Below are 24,983 nucleotides of genomic sequence, written 5' to 3'. Positions count from 1 at the left end.
GGAAGCTACTGCTGGCCGCCGCAGAGCGAGCTGAACGTGGTGCCGGCTTCCTGGTAATCAGCTGACAAGTCAGCGAGCTTGTCCTCGTCGGGGGTCTCCTTGGCCTGCTCATCAGTGAATTCGAGGATGGATTCCAGTGCCGGCTTCAGGTCGTCGGACGCAACGGCGTGGATGGGCCGGATCTGGTTGGCCAGGCGGTTCATGCCCGTCTTGCCGGCATTGTTGGCCGGGCTGGACACCACTGCCTGGATCCGCTCGCAGGTTTCCTGGGTGGTGAGCTGGTTCGAAGCGGTGCAGGCCGTGGCTGAGACGGCGAGTCCGGCGGCAAACAGGGCAATGGTGAATTTCTTCATGGATCCCTCAGTAGTTGATTGAGGTTTCGATTGTAAGCAGAACAGCGCCTGATGCGCCTTGCCGGGCAGGTCGCGGCGGCGCAACAAAGCGGCGGCAGGCACGATAGTCCCGGCCCGCCGCCGCTCAAGGTTGCCCGCTTGGTGCGCCGCTAACGGTGCGGGGTGCCTTGGCGAGGTTCGCCTCAAGCTCGGCGGCGTTCTGCCGGACCACGTAGGCCGGGCGGTCGCGCTCCACGCGCCAGGATTCGGACAGCGGGCCGATATTGACCGTGTCGAAACCGAACTCGTCATACAGCTTTGCCACCAGGTCCGAGCCCTCCGGAAAGTCGCTGGCCGTGGCCAGCGCCCGCCGGTTTTCGGTTCCTGCAGGGGTGCCCCCGGAGATGTCCTTGGCCATGATGTGGTTGAAGCCCTTGGCCACCTTGGACTCCGGCAGGTGCTCCTGGAGCAACCCCGCAGTGGTGGCTTCGCCGTTGTCGAGGGCGGGGACGCGGCCGTCCCGCTCCCAGTAATAGTTGTTGGTGTCGATCACGATCTTGCCGGCCAGCGGCGCCACCGGAATGTCCCGGTAGTTCTTCAGCGGCACCGTCACCACGGCGAAGTCGCCCGCCTCTGCCGCCTCGGCCGCGGTTGCCGCCCGCGCCCTGGGGCCGAGTTCCGCCACGAGGTCCGCCAGGGTTTCCGGCCCGCGGGAGTTGCTGATGACCACGTCATAACCGGTGGCCACCGCCTTCCGGGCTACCTGGCTGCCGATGTGTCCTGCTCCGATGATTCCAATAGTCGTCATATGGGGCCAACGGCGGACCGGGCGCAGATATTTCAGTCCGGCCCGGGGAATAAACCAGCGCCCCGGCGGCTACTGTCCCAGATAGCGGCCTGGCCGGTGGTTGAGCGCCAGGATGAGGTTCAGGAGTGTCGCACCAGCCGCCGACAGCAACACCATGGGCACCGGAACCAGCGCCAGCGATGCCAGCACAATGGCCACGTCCAGGACCATCTGCACATAGCCCGCCCGCCAGCCCAGGCGATCCTGCAGAATCAGCGCCAGGATGTTGAAGCCCCCAAGGCTCGACCTGTGCCGGAACAGGATCAGCAGGCCAACCCCGGCCAGCAGGTTCCCGGCCACCACGCCGTAGGCGGGCTGGATGTCCAGGGCGCCCAGGAACAGCGGGTGCAGGCTGGACATGACAGACACCAGGGCGATGGCCGCACCGGTCCGCAGCGCGAAGTCCCAGCCCTTCTTCCACACGGCCAGGATAAAGAACGGCAGGTTCACGGCCACAAAAATGACGCCGAAGGGTACCGTCACGGAGTAGCTGAACAGCAGGGCCAGGCCGGCCGTTCCACCGGTTACCGCCTCGCTGGATTTGAGCAGGTAAAGGCCCAGGGATGCGGCGAAGGTCCCGGTGAGGATGCCAAGGATGTCTTCCGCGGCAGTATGGCGGAAGGTGGCAGGCCCGCCCTGCGCATGGGCAGGTTTTTCGGCAGCGGAAAGTGTGGCAGCGGGAGTGCTCATGCGGCGGCGAACCCCGCGCGGTGGCCCAGGACTGCCAGCACCCGGTTGTTGGTGGCGGTGTCCGCCAAAGTGATGCGGACGCCGTCGCCCGCGTATCCCCGCACCAGGATGTCCGCTGCGCCCAGCGCTGCAACGATGTCCTCCCGGAGCGCGTCCGAGGCCCGGATCCAGAAGAAGTTGGCCTGGCTGTCCGGCAGGTCCCAGCCTGCCAGCCGCAGGGCGGCCGTCACGCGGCTGCGTTCCGCGGCCACGGCCCCGGTGCGTTCGGTGATTTCGGCGTCGGCGGCGAGGGACGCCACCGCGGCCGCCTGGGCCATCCGGTTCACGCCGAAGGGCACGGCGGTGCGGCGCAGTCCGTCCGCAATCTCCGGCCGGGCGATCGCGTAACCAATCCGCAGGCCGGCCAGCCCGTACGCCTTGGAGAAGGTGCGCAGGATGCACAGGTTCGGGTGCCGGCGGTAGAAGTCCAGTGAATCCACGCCCGGCCCGCGCTGGAACTCGATGTAGGCCTCATCCAGAACCACCAGCACATGCGGGGGAACGGCGGCGAGGAAGTCGTCAAGGTCCGCCGCGCCGATGGAAACGCCAGTGGGGTTGTTGGGGGAGCAAAGCAGTACCACGCGGGTGCGCTCCGTGATGGCCGCTGCCATGGCGGGCAGGTCGTGGTGCTCGTCCGCCCGCAGCGGGACCGGGACCGATACCGCGCCGGCCACCGTCACCAGGATGGGATAGGCCTCAAAGGACCGCCACGCGAAGATTACCTCGTCGCCGTGCCCGCACATTGCGGACAGGATCTGCTGCAGCACCCCTGAGCTTCCCGGACCGGCCGCCACCTCGTCCGGTGTGACGCCGTGGTGTTGGGCAATCGCTTCGCGGGCCTCCACCGCCCCCATGCTGGGATAGCGGTGGATCCTGCCTGCTTCCGCGCCCAACACGTCCAGCACGGACGGCAGGGGCGCGAAGTGGCTCTCATTCGAGGCCAGCGCCGCGGTCAGGTCAGTTAGGGCGCTCCTGCCGGCAACATAGGCGGGCAACTGTGCGACGTCGGGACGCACCTTGGGTGCGGAAGCTTCGGGAAGGATGCTGGTCATGCAAGCATCGTCTGGCATTTCGTCGGATGTGCACAACACAGGCCAAAGTGGCCGGACAGATCAGGTTCTCTGGTCCGCTTCATATGACAAAATGCTCAGTATGCACCTTCTTGACCCGCTGGACGCCAAAATCCTGCTGTCGCTCGATGCCGATCCGCAGGCCACCGTCCTGTCCCTCTCCCGCACGCTGGGCGTTGCCCGGAACACCGTGCATGCCAGGCTCCGGAGGCTGCTGGGCGATGGCAGCCTGGCCCCCTTCAGCCAGCGGGTCCGCACCGAAGCGCTGGGCCTGCCGCTGATCGGGTTCATCTCGATCTCCATCAGCCAGTCCTCCAGCGACGCTGCGGTTGCGGCGCTGCAGACCATCCCCGAGATTATCGAGATGCACGCCACCACCGGCGATGCCGACCTCCTCGCCAAAGTGGCAGCGGCGGACCCGGCCGGGCTGCACCGGATCACCAACAGGATGCTGGCGATCGACGGCGTCGTCCGCACCAGCACGGCCATGTCGCTGGTGGAGGTTATGCCCGTCCGGACGCTGCCGTTGCTGGAAGCGGCGGCCGGCGGGGCCTGACCGGAACGGCGCTGACCGGCCGGCACTGCAGGGGAAACCTCACACCAGGTCATCCAAGGCATCGATCAGCGCATCCACAAACGCCGTCAGGATGGCCGGCTGGGCGCGTCCGGTCATGGTCTGGATCTGCCCCTGCCGCTGCCGCAGCACCGGATGGTCCAGCCGCACGGTCACCAGGTCCTCGCGGTCCCGACGGTCCAGCGACAGGCCGGCCACCAGCGACACCCCCACCCCTGCGCGGGCAAACTCGATCACCGGGTTGATGTGGTCGCTCTGCAGGGTGATGGCCGGGACCAGCCCCTCGATCTGCATGGCCAGGTCAAACAGCTCCCGCTGGCTGGAGCCGGGCGCTGTCACCGCCAGTTTGTACCGGCACAGGTCCTGCATGCTGGCGCTGGGCTGGGTGGCCAGCGGATGGTCCGGGGCCACCAGGGCATAAGCCACCGGCATGGGAGTGGAATGCTCCACCGTCACGCGCGGCTGCGGGCCCAGCGAAAAAACAGCCGCCACGTCCGCCTCGCCTTCGGCCACCCGGCGCGTGCCCTCCGAGGAGGCCACCACATCCAGATGGAACTCGATGTCGTTGTGCTGGCGGCTGAAGCGGGCAATCGCGGACGGCACCCACACCCTGGCGAACCCTTCGGCACAGACCACCCGCAGGGTGCGGGTTTTCCGCTGCACGGAAACCAGGAGCTCCTCGCGGACTGCGGCGCCCTCGGCCTCTGCCCGCCGGACGTAGGCCTGGAGCAGCCGGCCGGCCTCCGTGAGCTCCACGCCGCGGGCGTGCCGCGTGAACAGCGGGGTGCCCAGGGACGATTCCAGCTTGTTGATCTGGCGGCTGATGGCGGACGCGGAGACGTGCAGTTTTTCCGCCGCCTGCGTCAGCGTGCCTTCCTGCGCCACCGCATCGAAATACAGCAGGCCTGGCGTCAGCATGTTCATGCGGCGGCTCTTTCACCGTGAGGTTTGCGTTGAAGTCAAAGCTGGTCGACAAAATGATACTGGTTGTTTGCCGTGGGGCCATTTAGCTTTGGACCCGGGAACGTAATCGATGAACGGAAAATGATGCAGCAACGCAATGATCTCTTGGCAGCAGCGGCCGACTTCGTGGATTCCGGCACGTTTGAGGCGGATCTGGCGCGGCTGGTGGCTTACCCCACGGAAAGCTCCACGCCGGAAGGCAGGGTTGCGCTGAAGTCATACCTGGACGACATTATTGAACCCGCATTCCTGGCCCTGGGTTGCACGGTGGCCCGTCATGACTCCTGGCGCGGCGGGCTGAACTCCTTCCTCGTGGCCACCCGGCACGAGGGCGCCGACCTCCCTACCGTCCTTTGCTACGGCCACGCGGACGTGGTGGACGGGCAGGACGCCGGCTGGACCGGGGGCCGCAGCCCCTGGACACTCAGTGCCGAAGGGGACCGCTGGTACGGCCGCGGTTCGGCGGACAACAAGGGCCAGCACTGGATCAATATCGTGGCCCTGCGGCTTCTGCTGGAACGCCGGGGCAGCCTCGGTTTCAACCTGGTCTTCCTGCTGGAGGGCGCCGAGGAAATCGGCTCCCCGGACCTTGCCGAGTTTGCTGCCGAACACCGCAGCGACCTGCAGGCGGATGTCTTCATCGGCTCGGACGGGCCACGGCTGGCCGCCGGCAGCCCCACGGTTTTCCTGGGCGCCCGGGGTGGCGTCAGCTTCGATCTGGTGGCGGACCTGCGGGCCGGCTCCTACCACTCCGGTAACTGGGGCGGTCTGCTCCGGAACCCGGCCACCACCATCTCCGCCGCAGTGGCATCGCTGGTGGACGGCCACGGGATCATCAGGTTGCCCGAGCTGCTGCCCACCGGCATTCCGGAATCCGTGGCCGGGGCCCTGGAATTGATTGACCTGGTCCCCAACCCTGGCGATCCCGCCACCGATCCCGGTTGGGGGGACGGCAGCCTGAGCCCGGCCGAGCGCCTGTACGCCTGGAACACACTGGAGGTGCTGGCCCTCGGCGCCGGCAACCCGGACAAACCGGTCAACGCCATTCCGGGCTCCGCACGGGCATCCCTGCAGCTCCGCTTTGTTCCCGGGACGGACACCGCGGGCCTTGAAGCGGCGGTCCGGCGGCACCTGGATGCCGCCGGCTTCACCATGGTGGACGTGTCCATGGGCATGTCCTTCCCGGCCAGCCGGCTGGACCCGGACAATCCCTGGGTTGCCTGGGCGACCGGTTCCCTGGCGGCCACCACCGGGTCCCGGCCGGTGGTGCTGCCGAACATCGGCGGTTCCCTGCCCAGCTTTGTTTTTGCGGACGTCCTGGGCCTGCCCACCATCTGGATCCCGCATTCCCATCCAGGCTGCCAACAGCACGCCCCGGACGAACACCTGCTCGCCGCCGTCGCGCGTGAGGGCCTGCAGCTGGCCTGCGGCTTGTTCCACGACCTTGCTGCCGCGGCCACCCCTCTGGGGATGGCTGCCACCGAATCCGCCCGCTCCGCACCCTGAAACCACTGGAGTCCCCATGAGCATCCCGCAGCAAAAGAACCAGCCCCGTCCGGCCGGTCCCCAGGAAACCGCCGACTCCGGACCGTCAGCCACCCGGGGCATCGTCGCGGCCACCATCGGCAACGCCCTGGAATGGTTCGACATTGCCATCTACGCCCTCCTGGCCATCTACATCGGCCGGAACTTCTTCCCCAGCGACGATCCAGGGGTGGAACTGATCCAGGCCTTCGCGGTGTTCGGCGTCTCGTACCTGATCCGACCCGTGGGTGGCTTGGTGCTGGGCGCGTTTGCCGACAAGCACGGACTGAAAAAAGGCCTCACGGTCACCATCCGGCTGATGGTGGTGGGCACCGCCCTGATCGCCTTTATGCCGAACTACCAGAGCATCGGCATCCTGGCGCCGGTCGGAATTGTCCTGGCGCGGCTGATCCAGGGGTTCTCCGCCGGCGGCGAGTTCGGTGCCGCAACGGCGTACCTGATCGCGCAGAACGGCAAGCGCAAGGGTTTCCTGGGCAGTTTCCAGTTCGCCAGCCAGGGGTTGGGCAGCCTGCTGGCGGCCATCTTCGTGGCCGTGCTGACAACCGTCCTTTCCGATGCGGACATGACGGCGTGGGGCTGGCGGATCCCGTTCCTGTTCGGCCTGCTGGTGGGACCGGCGGGCTTCCTGATCCGCAGGAACATGCGGGAGGTTCCTGTGGCCGTGGACCCCGCCAAGGACGGGCGTGAGCACTCGCCGGTCAAGGAAGTCTTCGCCACCCAGAAAACCGGCATCCTGCTGGCCGGTGGTGCGCTGGCAGTCTCCACGGCCCTGAACTTCATCCTGCAGTACATGCCCACGTTTGCCATTAAGGAACTGGATATGGAGCCGGGCATCGCGTTCACCTCCCTGATCATCACCGGCGTGATCCTCACCTTCGGGACCCCGCTGGTGGGCCACCTGTCGGACCGGTACGGGCGCCTGAATATCATGGTTCCCACGGTGATTGTGCTGATGATCGGCGTGGTGCCGCTCTTCCTCTGGGTGATCACGGCCCGCTCGTTCCTGGTCCTGGCGCTGGTGATGACCATCCTCGGCCTGCTCAAGGCTGCCTACTTCGGGGCGCTGCCGTCAGTGATGTCCGATGCGTTCGATCCGCGGACCCGGGCCACCGGTCTGTCCTTCAGTTACAACACGGCAGTGGTGGCCTTCGGCGGGTTCACGCCGATGATTGCGGCGTTCCTGGTGCAGCAGACCGGGCAGGCTGTGGCCCCCGGCTACTACCTTGCAGTGGTGGCAGTCATCAGCCTTGTGGCGTTGGCCTCCGGCGTGAAGCTCCGCGGGATCCGCTGAGGCGGGGCCGGGCTGTCCGCAGTGCCACGGGGTTATGGACAAGCAGCCGCAGCCGTGAATCGTGAGAGCATCATTGAGTGACCGACGACACTTCGCTTGAACTGCCGCCCCTCTACGAATCCCTGACCTGGCTGACCCCGCTCTCCGAGGAACGCGCTGCACGCCTTGTGGCGTTTTTGTCCAACCCGGCACCGGCTGAGGTGCTGGACATGGGGTGCGGATGGGGTGAACTGCTGCTTCGGGTTTTGACGTCGGCCCCGCAGGCACGGGGACGGGGGGTGGACAGTGCTTCCGCATCCATCGACCGGGCGAGGGAACAGGCGTTGACCCGCGGGCTGCTCGACAGGGCGGCGTTTGATTCGATGCCTGGGCGGGAAGCCCAGGTTCGCCCCGCAGACGCTGTCATTTGCATCGGCGCGAGCCAGATCTGGGGGCCGCCGGTCGAGGACGCCCAGCCGCTCGACTACGCCGCGGCCCTGCGCGCCCTTCGGGCTTTGGTGCTTCCGGGCGGCCGGCTCGTCTACGGCGAGGCGATCTGGTCAGCAACACCTCATCTGGCGGCCACCGCCCCTCTGGCTGGACGTGACGACGAGTACCTGTCAGCGGATGCGTTGCGCCAGCAGATCTGCGCCGCTGGTTTCGAGGTGGTGGACAACGACCAGGCAAGCGTTCAGGAGTGGGACGTGTTCGAGGCCGGCTTCCGCGACAGGTTTACCCGTTGGCTGGAAGCACATGATGCGGACCATCCCGCCGCGGAGCAGGTCCGTCGGCGATACGAGGAACAGCGCGCTGCCTACGAAGAGGGCTACCGGGGCGTACTCGGGATGGCGTATTTCTGCCTCAGGGGGTAGGAGACCCCTGCGACTCACCGATCGCGGAAACCGTAGAGGCTGCCGGGGTTGAGAAACTGCCGCCCCCACAGGAGGCGCCGGTCGGCGCTGGTCAGCATTCCAAAGTCCGCAGCCTCCGTCCAGTGCTCACGAATAGCGTCCTCGATTCGGGCAACGATGGTGTTGGCCTCATCCCTGGTCAGGTCATAGAGACTACGGACGGCGATGAGGTCAGATAAGTTGTTCCGCCTTGTCCCTTTCCGGTCATATGCGATGGCCTGCGAAGCCGTCTCTCCGCTACGCCGCATGGGCGAAAGGTCATAGGCGGGGCTGAGTATGGCTACGGATCCGTCCCAGAGCGCCGCGTGGTTCCGAAGGTGGTCGTCGGAGTTGGAGATTGCCATGCTGAACGCGATGCGTCCGAAGAGTTCGGCGGCAGTACCCTCGGGCGCACCGTTGCTGCGAAGAGCGTCCAGAAACTCGACATAACTGCCGCTGCGCGCCTGCAACTCGTCCAAGCCGGTCAGGGTCAGGGCGCTCGTCGCAAGGATGCGCCCGCCGTCGTTCGTTCGGTCGAATCGCTCAACCAGCAAGACAACCCGGCCGAGGACGCTTTCGACGCGGGTTCGAGCGACGTTGAGCCCCGCCTTCCCGGCGAGAAACATGCTCGCTGCCTCTGCCCCGACCACCGGGAAGTGGTCGTTGGACGCGGTGAACTTCGCTATGTACTCGCGACCAGAGTCGTGGATGACGGACTTCGGGCGCGCCCCACCCATCGCTGTACCGCTCAGGAGGGCCCGCTCGAGTTCGAACGGCAGATCGCCGCCGGCTTCAATGAGGTCTGCGGCGTCCAGGAGAGTTTCCAGCGGGGCGGGGGCCGCAGCACGCGGGACGTAGTCGGTGACTGACCTCTGGAAATCGATGGCGCCGAAGCGGTTGGAGCCGGAGTTCAAGAGATATGTGCGTTCATCAAGGTCACCGGTGTCGGCGTCGTCACCGCGGTCACCGGTGACTTGGTACTGAACGACGCGCCGCCCCCAGGCATCTGGCGAAGCGTCGCGCAGGGCCCCAGGTAGCCCCAGTGACCCGGTGGGCCCGAACGTTCGCTCGGACAGCGGGAGGGTTGGAGCCAGGGAGATGGCGTTTCGGCGCTCCAGGTACCGCCGGCCGTAGTCGAAGGAGAACTGGCCGGGCGCACCCTCTCGAAGACGGCCAGCGGGCACCGGTGCGGTGGCCTCGGGCAGCCACGCCCAAACATATATGTCAGAAGTCGAGGCCATCGTCGTTGTCCCGCTTCTTGTCGACGCGTGTGGGAAGCAGTGCGAGTCGTTCCTCGCCTCGTCGGCGGAGCGCGATGAGTTCACTGGGGTCGTCGACCCCGAACAGGGGGACGCCAACGATCGACGCAACATTGAACACGTTGCCGATACTGCCCGCGGCGCTTCCGTGCTCGATGGCCGCAAGGGTTTTCCGCGTAATGCCAGCTGTGCCAGCGAGGTGCTCGGCGGTCATCCCTCGCGCAACGCGCGCCATCCGAATTTGCTGCCCGAGCACGGCAACCGCGTCCTCGGCAGTGCGGGTTAGACCAAGTTCTCGACGTCCCATGGGTAATAGTTTACCCCTAAAGCACACTTATGGGTAAACTATTACCCATTCAAGTTTGTGCGAGAAGGTGGCCATCAGTGAGCGCGTCGTCGTCGCGACAGTTGCCTTTGACCTGCCGGGCGCCAGGGTGGGAACTGTACGTAACGGAACAATTTCTCCCATTTCCTCACGGCAAACCATTGACCTCGTCAAGCAGCACCTGATAAAACAAAAAGGCAGAAAGCGTTTACTGCTGCTGTAAAGCCCCTGTCAAAAGTAGTGACAGGCGCCTTTCGGCCAAGAAATGAAACGTTCCAAGCCCGTTAGCGCGCCACCTCAGGTGCCGCAGCATCAAAGGAGATGTTCTTTTGACCTATCCCTCGCACAACAAATCCCCGCAGGACCCCGGCTGCCGCAGTCGCGGCTGGAAAACCGTCCCGCTTGCGGCCGCCGCGTCGATAACGGCAGCAGCACTGGCCTTCACGGGTGTGTCCCTGGCCCAGGCCGCCCCGGGAAATCCGGGCCAGCCGGCAGCCGGCGCCACCGCGCTCAAGCGGCAGGTTGAAAACCTGGACCGGGCGCCCGTTGCGGTGCTGACAGACCAGGGTGTCACCTTGGGCTGGCGGATGCTGGGCCTGGACAAGGACAGCATCGGCTTCCAGGTTCTCCGGGACGGCAAGCAAATCACCAAGCAGCCCATCCGGGACACCACCACCTTCGTTGATCCCGCCGGTACGGCCGACTCGAAATATGTCATCAAAACCGTGGGCAACGGCAACGGCCAGGACAAACTCAGTGCGGAATTCACCCCGCTGGCCCAGGACTACCTGGCCGTCCCGCTGGACAAACCGGCGGACGGCATCGCCCCTGACGGCAAGGCGTACACCTACTCCGCCAACGACTCCAGTGTGGCGGACCTGGACGGCGACGGCAGCTACGAGATCATCCAGCTCTGGAACCCGTCCAACGCCCAGGACAATTCCAAGGCCGGGTACACCGGCAACGTGTTTGTCGATGCCTACAAGATGGACGGCACCAAGCTGTGGCGGATCGACCTGGGCCGGAACATCCGGGCCGGGGCGCACTATACGCAGATGCTTGCCTACGATTTTGACGGCGATGGCAAGGCGGAAGTGGCCTTCAAGACGGCGGACGGTACCACGGACGCGGCAGGCACCGTCATCGGGGACGCCGCGGCCGATTACCGAACCAGCGCCGGCTACGTGCTGTCCGGCCCGGAATTCCTCACGGTCTTCAAGGGGGCCGACGGCACCATCATGGACACCGTTCCGTACGATCCGCCGCGCGGATCCGTGGCCTCCTGGGGGGACAACTACGGCAACCGGGTGGACAGGTTCCTGGCCGGCGTCGCTTACCTCGACGGCGAGAAGCCATCCATGATGTTCAGCCGCGGCTATTACACCCGGGCGGTCCTGGTCACCTATGACCTGGTGGACGGCAAGCTGGTGAAGCGCTGGACTTTCGATTCCGACGTCGCCGGCGACCAGTACAAGGGCCAGGGCAACCATAACTTGTCCGTGGCCGACGTTGACCAGGACGGCAAGGACGAGTTTGTCTTTGGCTCCATGACCATCGACGACGACGGAACCCCGCTGTACAACACCAAGCTGGGCCACGGCGACGCCATCCACACCGGAGACCTGGACCCGGCCCGGCCCGGCCTGGAAACGTTCGCGGTCCACGAAAGCATGAGCCAGAGCGGCAACCGGGGCGCCACCTTCCGCGATGCCGCCACCGGTGAGGTGCTGTGGAGCATCCCCGCCATCAAGGACACCGGCCGCGGCGCCACCGGCGATATCGACCCGCGATTCCCCGGCTCCGAGAGCTGGGCCGTGGGTGGCGACGCCGCCTGGAACTCACCCGTGGGGTTCCTGATGTCAGCCAAGGGGGAACGGATCTCCGACAAAATTCCGGCCGCCAACTTCATGGCCTGGTGGGACGGCGACCTGCTCCGCGAAATTGTCGACCACAACTTTGATGCCGTAGCGGGCGTGGGCGTTCCCACCATCTCCAAATGGAACTGGGAAACCGAAACCAGCGATAACCTGCTGACCGCCACCGGCGCCCGCACCAACAACCACACCAAGGGCAACCCGTCGCTCCAGGCTGACCTCCTGGGCGACTGGCGGGAGGAACTGGTCTTCCCGTCGACGGACAGCACCGAACTGCGGATCTACACCAGCACCTCACCCACCGAAATCCGGCTCCGCACCCTGATGCACGATCCCATGTACCGTACCGGCGTTGCGCGGGAGACCGTGGGCTACAACCAGCCCCCGCACCCCAGCTTCTACCTGGGCGAGGGCATGGCCACCCCGGCCATGCCGGCCGTGACCTATGCCGGCAGCGGCGAGTAGCAGCAAGCAGAAACCTGCGGGCCAACCGCACCGACTTTTACCTCATAGCGCCGGTCGTCCCCAAAGGGGCGGCCGGCGCCGGTATTCCCGGGTTCGTCGGATATGCTCCCGTCATGCGTCTGGCGATCATCGGTGCCGTCCTGCTGGCCGCCGGCGGCGCAGCAGCCCTTTTTGGTGTGGTTCCGGCCGCTGATTTCGGGGCACTCGTTGAGCGCGTCGCCCCCATCCTGGTGTTTGTGGCGGCCATGACGGTGGTGACCGAGCTGGTCAGCGAGGCCGGCCTGTTCCAGCTCCTGGCCCGGCGTCTGCGGAAGTGGGGCCGGGGAAGCAGCGTCCTGCTGTGGCTGCTGGTGTCAGCTGCCGCCTGTGTGACCACCATCTTTCTGTCCCTGGACACCACGGCAGTCCTGCTGACACCCGTTGTGGTGACCCTGGCACGCCAGGCAAAGCTCCCGCCGCTGCCCTTTGTCCTCACCACCGTGTGGCTGGCCAATACGGCCAGCCTCCTGCTGCCCATCTCCAATCTGACCAACCTCCTGGCCCAGCACGCGATGGGAGGGATCACGCCGCTGCAGTTTGCCCGGCTCATGCTTGCGCCGGCGTTGGTGGCCATCATCATTCCGCTGGCGTTCATCGCAGTTGTTTTCCGCAAGGACCTGGCCCGGAAGTACCAGCCACCACTGGACGCCGCTCCGCAAAACGTGCCGGACCGGGTCCTGCTGTACGGCAGTGCGGGCGTTTTGGCCGTCCTGTTGGTCATGCTTGTTTCCGGGGTGCCGGTGTGGATTCCCTCGACGGGCGCGGCCCTCATGCTCGCCGTGATCTTCGCGGTCCGGAGGCGGGCAGTGCTCTCGCCGTTGCTGGTGCCGTGGTCGCTGCTGTTGTTCGCCTCAGGCCTGTTCCTGGTCATGGAAACAGCCCAGCACCTGGGGGCGCCCGCGCTGCTGTCCGCCCTGTCCGGCCAGGGGGACGACGCCGGGGAGCTGCTCCGCTTGGCCGCCACCGGCATGGTGGGCGCCAACCTGCTGAACAACCTGCCGGCCTACCTGGCCCTTGAAGCAGTTGCAGGGTCCCCGCTCCGGCTCGCGGCGCTGCTGATCGGCGTTAATGCAGGCCCGCTGATCACGCCCTGGGCCTCTCTGGCCACACTGTTGTGGCACGACCGGTTGCAAAAAATGAACGTGTTGATTTCCTGGAAGGGGTTCGCCGTCTTCGGCCTGCTGGTGGGACCGCTGACAGTCTTGGCGGCCGTCGCAGCCCTGGCACTGACGGCCGGTTAGGTACGGGCGGTTTTGGAACGGCAGGTTAGGGAAGGGGCGGTTCGACAACCGCTGTTAGGGAACGGCCGACGCCGGACCCGCCCCCGGCAGCCCGGAGGCGGGATCGCGGCGCAGGGTCAGGGCTGGCGCAGGTTGTTGTTGATGGGCGGCAACGGGACCGCCGGCAATCCGCCGTCTTCGCGCTCGCCCTTGCTCGCAAGGTCTCCCTCAGCCGTACCGTCGGATTCTCCGGACGTGTCCACCAAACCGTTCGTCTGGTCAAAGGTGTGGCCGATCCTGTCATCCCCCAGGTCGGCGACGGAACCCGCCGAGCCAGTGCCCGGCGTTGTGCTTTCCACCGGAACGTCCACCACGGGGGTGGCGGCCGGACTGCCGGCCCCAGCGGCCGGCACAGGTTCCACTGTGACGGGAGGAACGGTTCCCCGTGTTGTGTCGTCCTGCTTTGAAGTGGCGGCGCCCACGGCGGCAACGGCGCCGGCGGCGGCTGCGACGCCCAAGCCTGCGGCTACGGCTCCTGAGATGCCCGCCTTGCCGGAATCCCCACGCGAACCGGCGGCGTCCTCGACGCCGGGCGTGCCCACGGTCCCGCCCTGGTCCACGGTCCCGCGCCAGGCTCCGCTGGCGTAGCCTTCGTCCTCGATGAACTCCTTGAAGCGCTGCAGGTCGGCCTCGGCCTGGCGGTCCACGACATTGAGTTTGTCACCGACTTTTTCGATCAGGCCTTCCGGTTCGTATTCGAGGGTCAACTGCAGGGACGTCTGACCGCCGCCCACATCCTCGAACTCCACGGCGCCAGCATTGGTGGCACCCTCGGTTGCCGCCCAGGCAACCCTGCGGTCCACCACCTGCTCCAGGATGCGGGCCTCCCACTGGCGGCGGATGCCACCGATCTCGGCCACCCATTCCAGCCGGTCGTCGCTGAGCTGCCGGACACTCTTGACTCCGCCCATGAAGTGCGGGAACTCTTCGAACTGGGTCCACTGGTTGTAAGCAGTGCTGACCGGAACGTTGACCAGAATGCGTTTTTCCACCTTGGTGCTCATCGCTACTCCTTTGCTGTCTACACGAACCTGAGGAACATTCGAACATTCATCAGTATGCTTACCATATAGCGTCGAAGACCCGGATTCCAGAGGGGCCGGAGGGGATCAGGTTTGGCGACAGTCCCGGTTGGGTGTGAAGGCGGGGCCTGATTTCTCCGGCAGAGCCGGTCACTGGCCGGACCTGTACACGATCGAGTCGAAGACGGTGCGCGCCTCGTTGGTCAGCTCCGGATTGATCGCTTCGTGGAATTGGACCACCCAGCTCACGGCGCGCTGCCCGTAGAGGTCGACCACCCGGTACGCTTCATGCTCTTCCCGGGTTGAGTACCAGCGTGTGCACTCGTTGGAGAGTTCTGAGTGGATGCAGAACTTGCCGCGGTCGCAGGCTGTGACGTCCACGTTGCCCTCGATGGCGTGGTCGAACTCGAAGCCGGAATAGTTGCCAACCTTGACCTCCACGGGAGGGGTGCTCGCCGTTGACGCCTGCGCCGTGACCGCGTCGACGAAGGCCTTGGCCGACGGATCGATCCGGACGAGAGCGCCCTCCCACGCGCAAGCGTCCGTCGGCACATAGCCGGCGGACCACCAACCCACGAAGACTGCCATGTCATCCGGGTGATCCGGGTCGTCTTTGCGCAGGCCATCGCCGTCTTCACTGGACCAGCCGGCTGGGACGGTGATCTCAAAAGGCACCGGGTAGCCGGGGGCGAGGACGAGGTAGGTGCCGGCGTCAATTTCGCCGCCGTCAGGCAGTGGCGGGATCGTGGCGGTGCCGCCGCCGTCCGGCCCCGGCGGAACCGCGCCAGCCTCGGTGGCCGGAGCAGGGGAGGGCAGGCGGGAGGCGTCCTTGGACTCATACTCGCAGGCGCCGAGACATCCGACCAGGGCGATTGCCACCAAGGGCACGAGATGACGGAAACGCCTGGCAGTCCTTCCGGGGGGCGTCACGGGGCGCATCGATCCACCAGGCCGCTACAGGAAACTGTGAGGCCCCGCAGCCGGGTGGCCCCGCGGGCGGCACGGGATAGTGCCGTCCATTCAAGTTTGCTCCGGCACGGAACCCGTGACAATGGAGAGTTGTACGGGACCCGTTTCGACGCATGCAATCCCCGAAATGACAGGCGCGCCGTGGCGGCGTTCAGATATGCCCATCCCTCCGCCAGGCACACCATACCGCCACTGGATAGGCCGGACCAGAGCCCATGATCATGGGCTTCGGGACGCTTCGGCCAACGCCCCTTTGGGCGTACCGGTGGCCGCGGTTCGGCACGGCGGTTCTGCAGGGCGGACGACGGCGGCACCCGGGTTCCGTTGCCGGCCCGGCCGAGTGCCGGCGTCGTCCGTCTTTGTGGTTCAGCGCAGGTGCTTGCCTATCAGCGCCAGGTTCTGGATGACGGCGAGGCCGAACTGGGCGGTGTCGTTGGTGGACACCGTTGGCGCCTCGTCCACCGGCAGCAGGACGTACGGGGGTTCAATGCTCCGCAGCGTAAACGCCGATTCGTGGTTGAGGTGCTCGCCCCCCTCGGCGAAGCTTTCCCATGCGCGGGCGGCCAGGTCCGGATCGTCCAGCCGGGCGGCGGCCCAGGCGGTCAGCCGGCTGTGCGCCTGGGTGAGGTAGATCCCGGGCAGTGGCTGGCCGACGGCTTCCTCCTGCTCCGCGGGCGTGGCGAGGAAAAGCCGGCAGTACTGCAGCCAGGCCCGTTCGAAGTCCGGGTCCTGCACCAGGTCCACCAGTTCGCTGCAGATTTCCACCAGGCCGAAGACGGCGCTGAGGTGGGACACCTGGATCAGGTCCCGGCTGGTGTCGAACCGGCCGGTGTCCAGGTTGTACAGCGCTTCGCCGGTGAGGAAGCCGTGTTTGAGTTTGCCGATGTCCGCCATGGTGCCCAGCAGCCGGTCGCGGGACCGCGGGTTGCCGGTGCGCTCCCAGTCGGTGAGCCAGGTGGCGGCAAGCGAGCCCCAGTCCGTGCCAAGGCCCACGCCCAGCGCTGCGCGGTCCGGGCGGTACGTGTCGGCGTCGGGCCGGACCTTGCGGACGGGATCAAGCCCCAGGAAGTTCGTGTCGCTGTCCACCAGCTCCGTGAGCAAATCGCCGGTGCGTTCGTCGGCAGTGAGGTAGTAGTAGAACCGGCGGTAGGCAGGGGTGCTGATGCGCAGCTGCTTGGCGCTGCAGCCCCAGTGCTGGACGTTGTGCCGGGACCCCAGGCCGCGCCACGGACCCAGGTGGTAGACGTCCACCTCGCCGGTGTGCCGGGTCATGGCTTCGGCGAACCGGAAGATGTCCGCCCGGCCCGAGCGCAGGTACGAATACCAGAGCCACAGGTCCGGGGAGAGCTCGGAGTTGTCCCACGCATAGCCGCCCACGTCGTACCGCCATACGTGCCGGTCGAAGTCGTAGGTGTGCATCACGTCGCCGTAGTTCCAGAAGCCGTACCAGCGGCGCTGCTCCACCTGGCCCTGGTAGAAGTCGAACAGGAAGTCCAGGCTGTCCTCAAGCTTGGCGCGCGCTGCGGTGCTGCGGTCCACGGGATCCCAGTCGCCGAAAACCCCCGCCGAATGTAGGTAGTCCGGGCCGGCCTGCAGCAGTGCCGGTGCGGCAGCCATCGCGGCGTCCGCGGCGAGGCTTTCGGTTTCCGGGGTGGCATCGTAGGCGAAGAGAGTTAACTCATGGGTGCGGGCAATGCCGGTGGGGTTGCCGAAGCCGGGCTCGTAGTCCTCGTAGGTGATTTCAAGGCCTTCGAGCTGTTCGGCGAATGTGTCCTGCCCCAACCCGTCGTGATAGAACCGCAGGTCCATGGGCTGGGCTTCGGGGGAGTAGAGCCAGGCGGTCAGCGAGGCTTCCCCGGTTGCCGCGCCCCGGATGTCCAGCTGGCCCGGGTGGGACTGCCAGAAATCCTTGATGCCCACGCCCAGCCCGCCCCGGGTGTCCGTCAGCGAGCAGAACCCTGCGGACCGGGTTCCCCCGGAGATGCCCACCCAGGCATGCCCGGCGGCCGTGCGTTTCCGGAGTTCGAAACCGTCAGCGCTGAGCTGGGTCAGGGTGTAGTCGTTCCAGGCCGGGATCAGGTGCAGGCGTCCGGAAACCTCCGGGTTCCAGCTCTCCGCGGGCGGGGTGGGCCGGCCGGCAATCTGCGCAGCCCTGGTTTCTTCGCCGGGATCCCGGCGAAGGCCCGTCAGGCCGCGGACGGCCTCGGCCAGGAAACCGCCGTCAGCTCCGGCGATCCTGATGTGGCGGTTGTGCAGTTCCGCCTCCAGCGGCACCGTGAACCGGATCCCCAGCCCGGCCAGGAAGTCCCGGTCCGGATCGCCGTCCCAGATAAAGGAGTGCACCACCCGCACGCTGCGCGCGTTGGCCGAAAAGTAGAACCGCACCACAAACGGCAGCCAGTGGCTGCGTCCGCTGTCCGAGGCATCCGGACGGTGCCGGCCGTCAACGCGGACCACCGCCCGGACCGGGCCGTCCTGTTCCAGCACGACGGCGGTGACCTCGCCGGTGAAGGCTTCCCGGCTGGCCGTTCCGGCGCCCTCGGGGATTTCGTCCTGCAGCAGGCTGACCAGGCGGGCGTCCCGTGCCACGGTGCGGCCGTCACGTGTGAGGCTGCTGAACAGTGTGGTGCCGCTGCGCGGAAGGACCATCCGGAGCTTTCCGGTATTCACGGTGATGGCGTCAGGTGCTTCGGTGATGTGCAGGACGGGTCCGGGTGTCGCGGCGGCGGCATCACGGCCGCTCGTGTGGTCGACGCCTGGCCCGCCCTCGCCGGTGCCTGGCCCGCCCTCGCCGGTGCCTGGCCCACCTTCGCCGGTGCCTGCGGCGCTTCCACCCGCGCCTGCGGCGCTTCCACCCGCGCCGACGCGGTACCCCGCCGCCGGTGTACTGCTCGCCGGCAGGGCCAAGCCCGCCCATTTCAGGGATCCGTCAGGCCACGTGGCGAGGGTCCAGGCCTGGCTGGACACCGGTGCGCCGAGATCGTCCGTCACGTTGAGGAGTTCCGGGCCTGCCACGGAACCGCGGGCAAAGGGCATGCCCCACGTGGTGCCGCCGCTGATCTCAGCCGGCGCTTCGCCGTCGAGCCATCTGATGGGGGTATTGACCGTCATGGGATCCAAATCCGTAGGGAGGTGGTGCGCCGCAGACACCACTATCGTCCGGGAAAGCGCCTTCTGATTCGTTTCAATTTAGTCCGCTGCGACGGCCAAGGCAAGGGCCCGCCGCAGTCCGGTGTCTTCTTTCCGGCTGGATCGCTTTCCGCTCTGGCCGCGGCCGGGCAACTGTGCTTGGCTGATGATGCAGTGAGCAGCACCGTCGCAGCTCATCCGGCCGGTCTCCCATAATCGGTGCCCGCTACCGGCAGGGTCCGGCAGTCAGCACTCCGGAAACCAGCACCGCGGCAGCACGCCGCCGGAAGAATGCGGCGGACCTTGTTGGCAGGATCCAAGCACGGCCGGCCTGAGCCGGCCACGGAAGGAACGCGCATGGCACCGTACAAGATCGGCTATTTCGTGGGGAGCCTGGCAGCGGGCTCCATCAACAGGATCCTGGCCAAGGCCCTGATCTCGGTGGCCCCGGACGACCTGGAGTTCACGGAGATCCCCATCAAGGACCTGCCGCTGTACAGCTACGACTACGACGCGGACTTTCCACCCGCCGGCCGTGCGCTGAAGGAGGCCATCGAAGCCTCTGACGGGATCCTGTTCGTCTCACCCGAATACAACAGGTCCATCCCCGGCGCCCTGAAGAACGCCATCGACTGGGGTTCCCGGCCGTGGGGCACCAACTCATTTGCCCGGAAGCCCACGGGCATCATCGGCACTTCACCGGGCAGCATCGGCACCGCGGTGATGCAGTCCTCGATGCGCAGCGTGCTTAGCTTCCTGGACGCACCGCAGCTCAACGCCCCGGAGGCCTACGTAAAGTACGACGCCGGTGCCTTCGGCGACGACGGCGAGGTCAAGGACGAGGCCACCCGCAAGTTCCTGAGCCACTACATGGAGGAATACGGGGCTTTTGTTGAACGGGTCCTGGCGGCCAACGCACCCGGCCATATCGGCGATGCAGAGCCCGACGAGGGCAAACTCTCCCGCTGACGAACCACGCGGCGCCGGCCAGGCCGTGACCTAGTCGAGTGGCAGGGTCACGGTCACGCTGGTGCCGGCGCCCGGGGTTGAGTTGATGTCCAGGGAACCGCCTGCCTCATGCACTGCCACTGCCATCAGACGCAACCCATAGCCGTGGTGCCGCCCGCAAGTGGCGCTGTGGCTGTCAAAGCCTGTGCCGTCGTCGGCCACCACCAGGCGGATACCGTGGTGCACCGCCGAAAGCTGCACCGTGAGCCGGGACGCATCCGAGTACTTGAACGCGTTGCTGAGGGCTTCGCGGGCGGACTGGTACAGAAGGGTGGCGCAGTCCGGCGGGATCTCGATGCCCCAGTGCGGAGTGTCCCAGTTGATGGTGGTGCCGCGCCGGCGCAGGGGCCCGGTGAGGCGGTCGATGCATCCGGCCAGCCCCAATGCGTGGAAGTCCAGCGGGTGCTGGTCCGTGAGGACGCCTTCCACTGCGATGACGCCGTCGTCAAGAGCTGCCTTCTGTGCCATGCCGTTTCCTGCTCCCCATAAGCTGGTTGGTCTGATGGCACCAGCGTGAACCCGCAATGTCAGGGCCCTGCAAGGTTTGGGTCAAGATCCCATCAATTCTGCCCGGCGGGTGCGCTGAACTACTGTGGCCCTTGGGGCGTCCCGCCACGGGAACAGCCCCGCCGGAGTGGTTCCTGCGGGAACCGGAGAGTGGGTTCGTATGCCGGTGTGGCTGCAGGCGTTTGCGTGGGGTACTGCCGCGGGGGCGGCGCTGGTGCTGGGAGCGGCCGTGTCCTGGCGCTGGAAGCTGCCGCCCAAGGTGGTCTCCACCGTGATGGCGTTCGGCGCGGGCGTGCTGATCTCCGCACTGGCCTTCGAATTGGTGGATGAAGCGGTGGCCGGCGGCGGGCTGTGGCCCACGGTGGCAGGGTTCATGGCGGGCGCGGTGGTGTACGTCGGCGCCAACATGCTGCTGGCCCGGGCTGGCGCCAAACACCGCAAGCGTTCCGGCGGCCAGCAGCCGTCCGAGCAGGACAGCCCGGGCAGCGGGTCCGCCATCGCGGTGGGCGCACTGCTGGACGGCGTGCCCGAGTCCGTGGTCCTGGGTGTGGGCATGCTGGCGGGCGGCGCCGTCAGCCCGGCCATGATGGCTGCCGTTTTCATCTCCAACGTCCCCGAGGGGCTGTCAGGGACCGCCGGCATGAGAAAATCCGGCCGCAGCGCCGGCTACGTTTTTGGCCTGTGGGGCGGCATCGCGCTGCTGTCCGGGCTGGCGTCGCTGCTGGGATACGTGGCGCTGGAGAACGCTTCCGGTGAGCTGGTGGCCTTCATTACCTCGGTTGCCGCCGGCGGCATCCTGGCCATGCTGGCCGACACCATGATCCCCGAGGCGTTCGAAGAGCACCACAACCTCACCGGCCTGACGGCTTCCTTGGGCTTCCTCACCGCCTTCACGGTCCACCACCTGGGCGGCTCGTAAACCCGGGGCGGCCGGTGCGCGTCCACGGACCGTACGACGGCGGCGCTGCAGCCAAGTGCCCTGCCGCTGAATCCCGTGAACCTCGTGGACTTCGGGGTTCAGAAGTGTACGCCGCGGCCGCTTTTAGGCCCGTCATGATCTTGACCCAAGCTTGCGGTTTTCCTGCCTGATCGGTGCCAATTGCTTGCGTTTCCGTTGGAACACTCTCAGCAAGGAAATGTTGCTGCGGAGGATCGACGGGAATCATGGAAGACACACAGACGGGGCCGCAGGGCGAAGAACTCCGCCCCGGACCCACCACGCAAGGGGGTCCGGCACGGATCACCGTGCTGGTTCCCGCGCACAATGAAGAAGCCGGGATCCTTGAGACCCTGACCTCCCTCCAGAACCAGACGCTGGTCCCGGACCGCATCATCGTTGTGGCCGATAACTGCACCGACGCCACCGAAGCCATCGCCGTGGCCGCGGGCGCAGAGGTGGTCCGGACCGTGGGCAACACCGACAAGAAGGCCGGCGCCCTCAACTACGTCCTCTCCGGGCTCCTGCCCACCGGCAAACCGGAAGACATGATCCTGGTCCAGGACGCCGACTCCCAGCTGTCCCACGACTTCATTGAGCTCGCCGTAGGCCACCTGCTCTCCGATACCCGGCTTGGCGCCGTCGGCGGCGTTTTCAAGGGCGGCCACGGCGGCGGATTTGTGGGCCACCTGCAGCGCAACGAATACGCCCGCTACGCCCGCGACGTCCGCCGGCTGAACGGCAAATGCCTGGTGGTGACCGGCACCGCGGCACTGTTCCGGGTCCGGACCCTGCGCGACGTGGTGGCGGGCCGGCTTTCCGGCGCCCTGCCTCCCGGAAACGGCAGCGGCGGCGTCTACGACACGTCGGTGCTCACCGAGGACAACGAACTCTCCTTCGCCCTGCTGACACTCAAGTACCGGATCCTTTCGCCGGCAGACTGCACCCTGGTCACCGAAGTGATGCCCACGTGGCGGGAACTGTGGGCCCAGCGGCTCCGCTGGAAGCGCGGCGCCGTGGAGAACTGCGTGCAGTACGGCTGGACCTGGGTCACCAAGCCCTACTGGGGCCGCCAGATCCTGGCCATGGTGGGTGTGGTTGTCACCATCGCCTACTTCAGCACCATCGCGTTTGCGCTGATCAGCGGCGCGGGAATGAACATCCAGCCCTTCTGGCTGGCCGTGACCGGCGTGTTCATCCTCGAGCGCGTGATCACCGTCCGGCTCCGCGGCTGGCGCTACATGCTTGCCGCCGCCACCATGTACGAAATCGTGATTGACCTGTTCCTGCAGGCGGTCCATGCGAAGGCCTATGCCGACGCAGCATTCAACAAAAAGAAAGCCTGGTAACACCATGTACAACAACCCCGCACTTCCCGCTGCCGCAGGCGCCGGTTCCGGAACCCTGGCCATGACCGGCGCAGGGGACATCTTCTGGTTCGCGCTGGCGGCCTTCGCCCTACTGGCCCTGGGACTGGCCATCCAGCGGATCGTCCCGGTCGGCACCAGGAAGTCCTAACGAAGCTCCTGCCGGGCAGGGCACGCATCCGGAAACCGGATTCGCCCTGTCCGGCAGGGTAAGTCCCGCAGCACGCCGGGCTACGGGTTGACCACGTTGGAGCAGCCGTTGGCGTCGCAGACCTTATAGGCGTAGTCGGCGGTTCCCTTGTACCTGTGGGGGAAGCTTCCGGTGTTGGGCACCACCTTCTGGATGTTGTTCATCCAGAGCGTGACAGTGTCCCCCTGGGCTCCCGTCCACTTCATGCTGTTGGTGGTGTAGCCGCCGGTGTATGTGCTTGTGGCCGCCCGGAGGCTGATGGCCGGCGCCGGGGCTGCCACAAACGAAAAATCGCGGATCTTGACGGTCTCCGCCTTAACGGCGGCCGGATTACCGCCCCCGCCGCCGGTGACCCACAGGTTGAAGTGCACCTGTTCCTGGGCCGGGACCGGCACCGTGGTCCCTTCCAGGACCGTCCGCTTCAACAGGGCACCGGTGTAGCCGGTGCCCGCGAAGGTCTCAAAGGTGATCCTGCCGGGTTCCCACACCATCCTGTGGGTGGTGATGGAACTTGAGGTGACGCCGAACGTGACAGTGTTATTGCCCTGTCCCGGCGGCTTGGTGGCATCAAACCAGTAGCCGTGGCCCTGGGTCACCGGCCATGATTCGCCGTAGCTTGCGCCGCCGCCCCACGCCGAGGCCTCGCACAGGTCGATCTCGTTGTAGCCGGGCTCCGCATCCGGGTCGTACGTGAAGAGGCAGCCCCACACCACTTCCTTCTGCAGGATGCTGAGGTCCTTCTCCACGGTGGTGCTGTAGGTCCCGTAGCCGAATCCCTTGCGGGTCGACTGGAATTCCGAGGCCACGGGTGCGGTGCCGGTGGGGTTGGTCAATTTCATGGAGATGTAGCCGTTGGCATCCGGGTTAACAACATTCGCAGTGGCAAATTGCCCGTTGAATTGGGGTGAGCCGCCCCAGAAGCGCTTTTCCCAGTTAAAACCCTTCCAGCTGAAACTCCCGGCCGGACCCGGATTCGGGTCCATGGGGGTTGTGTCTGCAGCATTGGCGGGAGGGATGGTGGCCAGCATGGCCAGGGCCGCGGTGAAGATCATGGCAGCCGTCCGGGTCCGGCGGAGCCGTGATGAGACCGGAGAAGAAGAACGAGACATGCAGGCCCCTTTGTCAGTTGCTCCCAGCGAGCAAGTACGCCGCTTTCTGGCGTAGCTAGATCATGGGGCACAACAATGGGAGTTTGCAATAGGGGAAGTCCTTCAAGAAGCTTCAGTATTCCGCTCAGGATAAACGCAATTTCAGCGCAATTTCCAGCTGGTACGCTTTCCGCCCGTTATGGTTTCCGCACCCGGATTTATAGCGGTAAATTTGCATGTTATGAAGGGAATTGCAGCCATCTTTTTGTCGAGGCGCTCCGAACAGCTGAGGGAAATGCGCGGCACATAAGTGCTGAAATTTCCGCCGTCCGCACGTCACGGGACGCCCAGGGCCGGATTCCGGACCGCAGGCCCACCGGACTACCGCGGCCGGTCCCAAGGCAAAAGGACGTGAAAAGCATGGCCCAACGCGGCATGGCGTTAGTGGTGGAGGACGACGAGGAAACCAGGGGGCTGCTGGAAAAAGTGCTCCAGCAGGCCGGGTTCACCGTCCATGCCGTGGGTACCGGCCAGGAAGCTGTGGCGGCCGTCCGCGAGTTCCACCCTGACGTGGTCACCATGGACGTGGGGCTGCCCGACTTTGACGGGCTTGAGGCCGTGCGCCGGATCCGTTCCTTCAGCGACGCCTACCTCATCATCATCTCCGGGCAGGCGGACGAGGCCGACGCCCTGATGGGCTTCGAAACCGGAGCTGACGACTACCTGGTGAAGCCCTTCAGCCCGAGGGAGCTGCGCGCCAGGATTGCGGCCTTGCTGCGCAGGCCCCGGAGCATCGCTGCCGTTCCGGCGGAAGCTGCAGGCGAGGGGGCCGCGCCGGTTCCATCGGTGCATGCCGCGTCTGGGGTGCCTGCCGCCGTCGTGCCTTTCCCGTCCCCGCATGCCCCCGCACCGGACGGCCCGGCGGACCTTGCCCACCACGGACTGACCGTGGACCCTGCCGGGCGGCAGGCGGCGTTGGACGGACAGCCGGTGGAGCTGTCCGCCAACCAGTTCGACCTGCTGGTGATCCTGATGGAAAACGGCAGGAATGTCCTCACGAAGGCGCAGCTGGTGCGGCAGTTGCGGCAGGAACGCGCCGATTCGCGCTCGTTTGTCAGCGCCGGTGAGGAGCGGTCCCTCGGTGCGCAGGTGGCCTCCCTGCGGCAGCGGCTGGGTGACGATTCGCGGCAGCCGCGGTGGCTGGAGACGGTCCGCGGCGTGGGCTACCGAATGACGCAGTAGGCAGAATTTCCCCGGCGGAGCAGGTTCTTTTGCCGCACCGGGCTGTTAGCGTGAAAGCCCGG

At 66.4% G+C, this 24,983-nt stretch carries 23 protein-coding genes; 11 read left to right on the top strand and 12 right to left on the bottom strand.

All coding sequences use genetic code 11. The features are described from left to right. Positions 1 to 5: 5 nt before the first annotated feature. The 4 genes from QRN07_RS18620 to hisC form a co-directional block, all read right to left on the bottom strand. Entirely contained in the window at positions 6 to 353 is a 348-nt protein-coding gene (locus QRN07_RS18620) for a hypothetical protein (RefSeq protein ID WP_050685031.1), read from the bottom strand. A 124-nt stretch (positions 354 to 477) separates the two neighbouring features. Continuing rightward, positions 478 to 1,140 carry an NADPH-dependent F420 reductase gene (locus QRN07_RS18615; protein WP_285241868.1) on the bottom strand — a complete coding sequence of 221 codons (663 nt, stop codon included), beginning with the start codon at positions 1,138 to 1,140 and terminating at the stop codon, positions 478 to 480. Positions 1,141 to 1,209: 69 nt separating this feature from the next. Continuing rightward, positions 1,210 to 1,869 carry a YitT family protein gene (locus tag QRN07_RS18610; RefSeq protein ID WP_285241867.1) on the bottom strand — a complete coding sequence of 220 codons (660 nt, stop codon included), beginning with the start codon at positions 1,867 to 1,869 and terminating at the stop codon, positions 1,210 to 1,212. Further along, on the bottom strand, positions 1,866 to 2,960 hold the full coding sequence (gene hisC / locus QRN07_RS18605) for a histidinol-phosphate transaminase (RefSeq protein WP_285241866.1): 1,095 nt from the start codon (positions 2,958 to 2,960) through the stop codon (positions 1,866 to 1,868). Before hisC ends, QRN07_RS18610 begins: the two co-directional genes overlap by 4 nt. Positions 2,961 to 3,051: 91 nt before the next feature. On the opposite strand from hisC, the gene QRN07_RS18600 reads away from it, so the two are divergent. Next, on the top strand, positions 3,052 to 3,534 hold the full coding sequence (locus QRN07_RS18600) for an Lrp/AsnC family transcriptional regulator (RefSeq protein WP_285241865.1): 483 nt from the start codon (positions 3,052 to 3,054) through the stop codon (positions 3,532 to 3,534). Positions 3,535 to 3,573: 39 nt separating this feature from the next. Here the strand turns inward: QRN07_RS18600 and QRN07_RS18595 are convergent, their stop codons facing one another. Continuing rightward, complete coding sequence (locus QRN07_RS18595; RefSeq protein ID WP_285241864.1) at positions 3,574 to 4,476, bottom strand: LysR family transcriptional regulator; 903 nt, start codon at positions 4,474 to 4,476, stop codon at positions 3,574 to 3,576. A 120-nt stretch (positions 4,477 to 4,596) separates the two neighbouring features. On the opposite strand from QRN07_RS18595, the gene QRN07_RS18590 reads away from it, so the two are divergent. The 3 genes from QRN07_RS18590 to QRN07_RS18580 all read left to right on the top strand — a co-directional run bounded on the left by QRN07_RS18590 (position 4,597) and on the right by QRN07_RS18580 (position 8,202). Continuing rightward, a complete protein-coding gene (locus QRN07_RS18590; RefSeq protein ID WP_285241863.1) occupies positions 4,597 to 6,021 on the top strand; it encodes a M20 family metallopeptidase in 1,425 nt (474 codons plus the stop codon). A gap of 16 nt (positions 6,022 to 6,037) precedes the next feature. Beyond that, positions 6,038 to 7,351, top strand: coding sequence for an MFS transporter (locus tag QRN07_RS18585; protein WP_056598482.1), 1,314 nt, complete (start codon positions 6,038 to 6,040; stop codon positions 7,349 to 7,351). Positions 7,352 to 7,428: 77 nt separating this feature from the next. After that, a complete protein-coding gene (locus tag QRN07_RS18580; RefSeq protein ID WP_285241862.1) occupies positions 7,429 to 8,202 on the top strand; it encodes an SAM-dependent methyltransferase in 774 nt (257 codons plus the stop codon). A 14-nt stretch (positions 8,203 to 8,216) separates the two neighbouring features. Here QRN07_RS18580 and QRN07_RS18575 read toward each other — a convergent pair whose 3' ends face one another. Both QRN07_RS18575 and QRN07_RS19810 read right to left on the bottom strand, forming a co-directional pair. Then, complete coding sequence (locus QRN07_RS18575; RefSeq protein ID WP_285241861.1) at positions 8,217 to 9,461, bottom strand: type II toxin-antitoxin system HipA family toxin; 1,245 nt, start codon at positions 9,459 to 9,461, stop codon at positions 8,217 to 8,219. After that, positions 9,445 to 9,693: a helix-turn-helix transcriptional regulator gene (locus tag QRN07_RS19810; protein ID WP_350224305.1), complete on the bottom strand. Its 249-nt coding sequence runs from the start codon at positions 9,691 to 9,693 to the stop codon at positions 9,445 to 9,447. Before QRN07_RS19810 ends, QRN07_RS18575 begins: the two co-directional genes overlap by 17 nt. A gap of 440 nt (positions 9,694 to 10,133) precedes the next feature. Here QRN07_RS19810 and QRN07_RS18565 point away from each other — a divergent pair, with 440 nt between their 5' ends. Together QRN07_RS18565 and QRN07_RS18560 are read left to right on the top strand one after the other, a co-directional pair. Next, entirely contained in the window at positions 10,134 to 12,143 is a 2,010-nt protein-coding gene (locus QRN07_RS18565; protein ID WP_285241859.1) for a rhamnogalacturonan lyase, read from the top strand. A 113-nt stretch (positions 12,144 to 12,256) separates the two neighbouring features. Next, positions 12,257 to 13,423 carry an SLC13 family permease gene (locus QRN07_RS18560; protein WP_050685047.1) on the top strand — a complete coding sequence of 389 codons (1,167 nt, stop codon included), beginning with the start codon at positions 12,257 to 12,259 and terminating at the stop codon, positions 13,421 to 13,423. 116 nt (positions 13,424 to 13,539) lie between these two features. Here QRN07_RS18560 and QRN07_RS18555 read toward each other — a convergent pair whose 3' ends face one another. The 3 genes from QRN07_RS18555 to QRN07_RS18545 all read right to left on the bottom strand — a co-directional run bounded on the left by QRN07_RS18555 (position 13,540) and on the right by QRN07_RS18545 (position 18,564). After that, positions 13,540 to 14,466, bottom strand: coding sequence for an SRPBCC family protein (locus tag QRN07_RS18555; RefSeq protein WP_050685019.1), 927 nt, complete (start codon positions 14,464 to 14,466; stop codon positions 13,540 to 13,542). Positions 14,467 to 14,634: 168 nt separating this feature from the next. Beyond that, positions 14,635 to 15,372, bottom strand: coding sequence for a hypothetical protein (locus QRN07_RS18550; RefSeq protein WP_350224303.1), 738 nt, complete (start codon positions 15,370 to 15,372; stop codon positions 14,635 to 14,637). Positions 15,373 to 15,819: 447 nt separating this feature from the next. Next, a complete protein-coding gene (locus QRN07_RS18545; RefSeq protein ID WP_285241858.1) occupies positions 15,820 to 18,564 on the bottom strand; it encodes an exo-rhamnogalacturonan lyase family protein in 2,745 nt (914 codons plus the stop codon). Positions 18,565 to 18,939: 375 nt separating this feature from the next. On the opposite strand from QRN07_RS18545, the gene QRN07_RS18540 reads away from it, so the two are divergent. Then, positions 18,940 to 19,551, top strand: a complete 612-nt coding sequence (locus QRN07_RS18540; protein WP_050685016.1) for an NADPH-dependent FMN reductase — start codon at positions 18,940 to 18,942, stop codon at positions 19,549 to 19,551. A gap of 30 nt (positions 19,552 to 19,581) precedes the next feature. Here QRN07_RS18540 and QRN07_RS18535 read toward each other — a convergent pair whose 3' ends face one another. Beyond that, positions 19,582 to 20,058, bottom strand: coding sequence for a sensor histidine kinase (locus QRN07_RS18535; RefSeq protein WP_285241857.1), 477 nt, complete (start codon positions 20,056 to 20,058; stop codon positions 19,582 to 19,584). A 199-nt stretch (positions 20,059 to 20,257) separates the two neighbouring features. Between QRN07_RS18535 and QRN07_RS18530 the strand changes: the two genes are divergently transcribed. The 3 genes from QRN07_RS18530 to QRN07_RS18520 all read left to right on the top strand — a co-directional run bounded on the left by QRN07_RS18530 (position 20,258) and on the right by QRN07_RS18520 (position 22,552). Then, the gene (locus tag QRN07_RS18530; RefSeq protein WP_285241856.1) at positions 20,258 to 21,016 is read left to right on the top strand and encodes a ZIP family metal transporter; all 759 of its coding nucleotides are present in this window, start codon (positions 20,258 to 20,260) and stop codon (positions 21,014 to 21,016) included. 245 nt (positions 21,017 to 21,261) lie between these two features. Further along, a complete protein-coding gene (locus QRN07_RS18525) occupies positions 21,262 to 22,383 on the top strand; it encodes a glycosyltransferase family 2 protein (protein ID WP_082178239.1) in 1,122 nt (373 codons plus the stop codon). Between the two features lie 4 nt (positions 22,384 to 22,387). Further along, complete coding sequence (locus QRN07_RS18520; protein ID WP_285241855.1) at positions 22,388 to 22,552, top strand: hypothetical protein; 165 nt, start codon at positions 22,388 to 22,390, stop codon at positions 22,550 to 22,552. Between the two features lie 80 nt (positions 22,553 to 22,632). On the opposite strand, the gene QRN07_RS18515 is transcribed toward QRN07_RS18520, so the two are convergent. After that, positions 22,633 to 23,700: a glycoside hydrolase family 16 protein gene (locus QRN07_RS18515; protein ID WP_285241854.1), complete on the bottom strand. Its 1,068-nt coding sequence runs from the start codon at positions 23,698 to 23,700 to the stop codon at positions 22,633 to 22,635. A 399-nt stretch (positions 23,701 to 24,099) separates the two neighbouring features. Between QRN07_RS18515 and QRN07_RS18510 the strand changes: the two genes are divergently transcribed. Next, positions 24,100 to 24,921, top strand: coding sequence for a response regulator transcription factor (locus tag QRN07_RS18510; protein ID WP_285241888.1), 822 nt, complete (start codon positions 24,100 to 24,102; stop codon positions 24,919 to 24,921). The last annotated feature ends 62 nt before the right edge of the window (positions 24,922 to 24,983 follow it).

It is taken from the genome of Pseudarthrobacter sp. MEB009 (assembly GCF_030208875.1).
Classification (GTDB): domain Bacteria; phylum Actinomycetota; class Actinomycetes; order Actinomycetales; family Micrococcaceae; genus Arthrobacter.
Note: the sequence above shows the minus strand (reverse complement) of the source record. Positions and strands in the feature narration are given on the sequence as shown.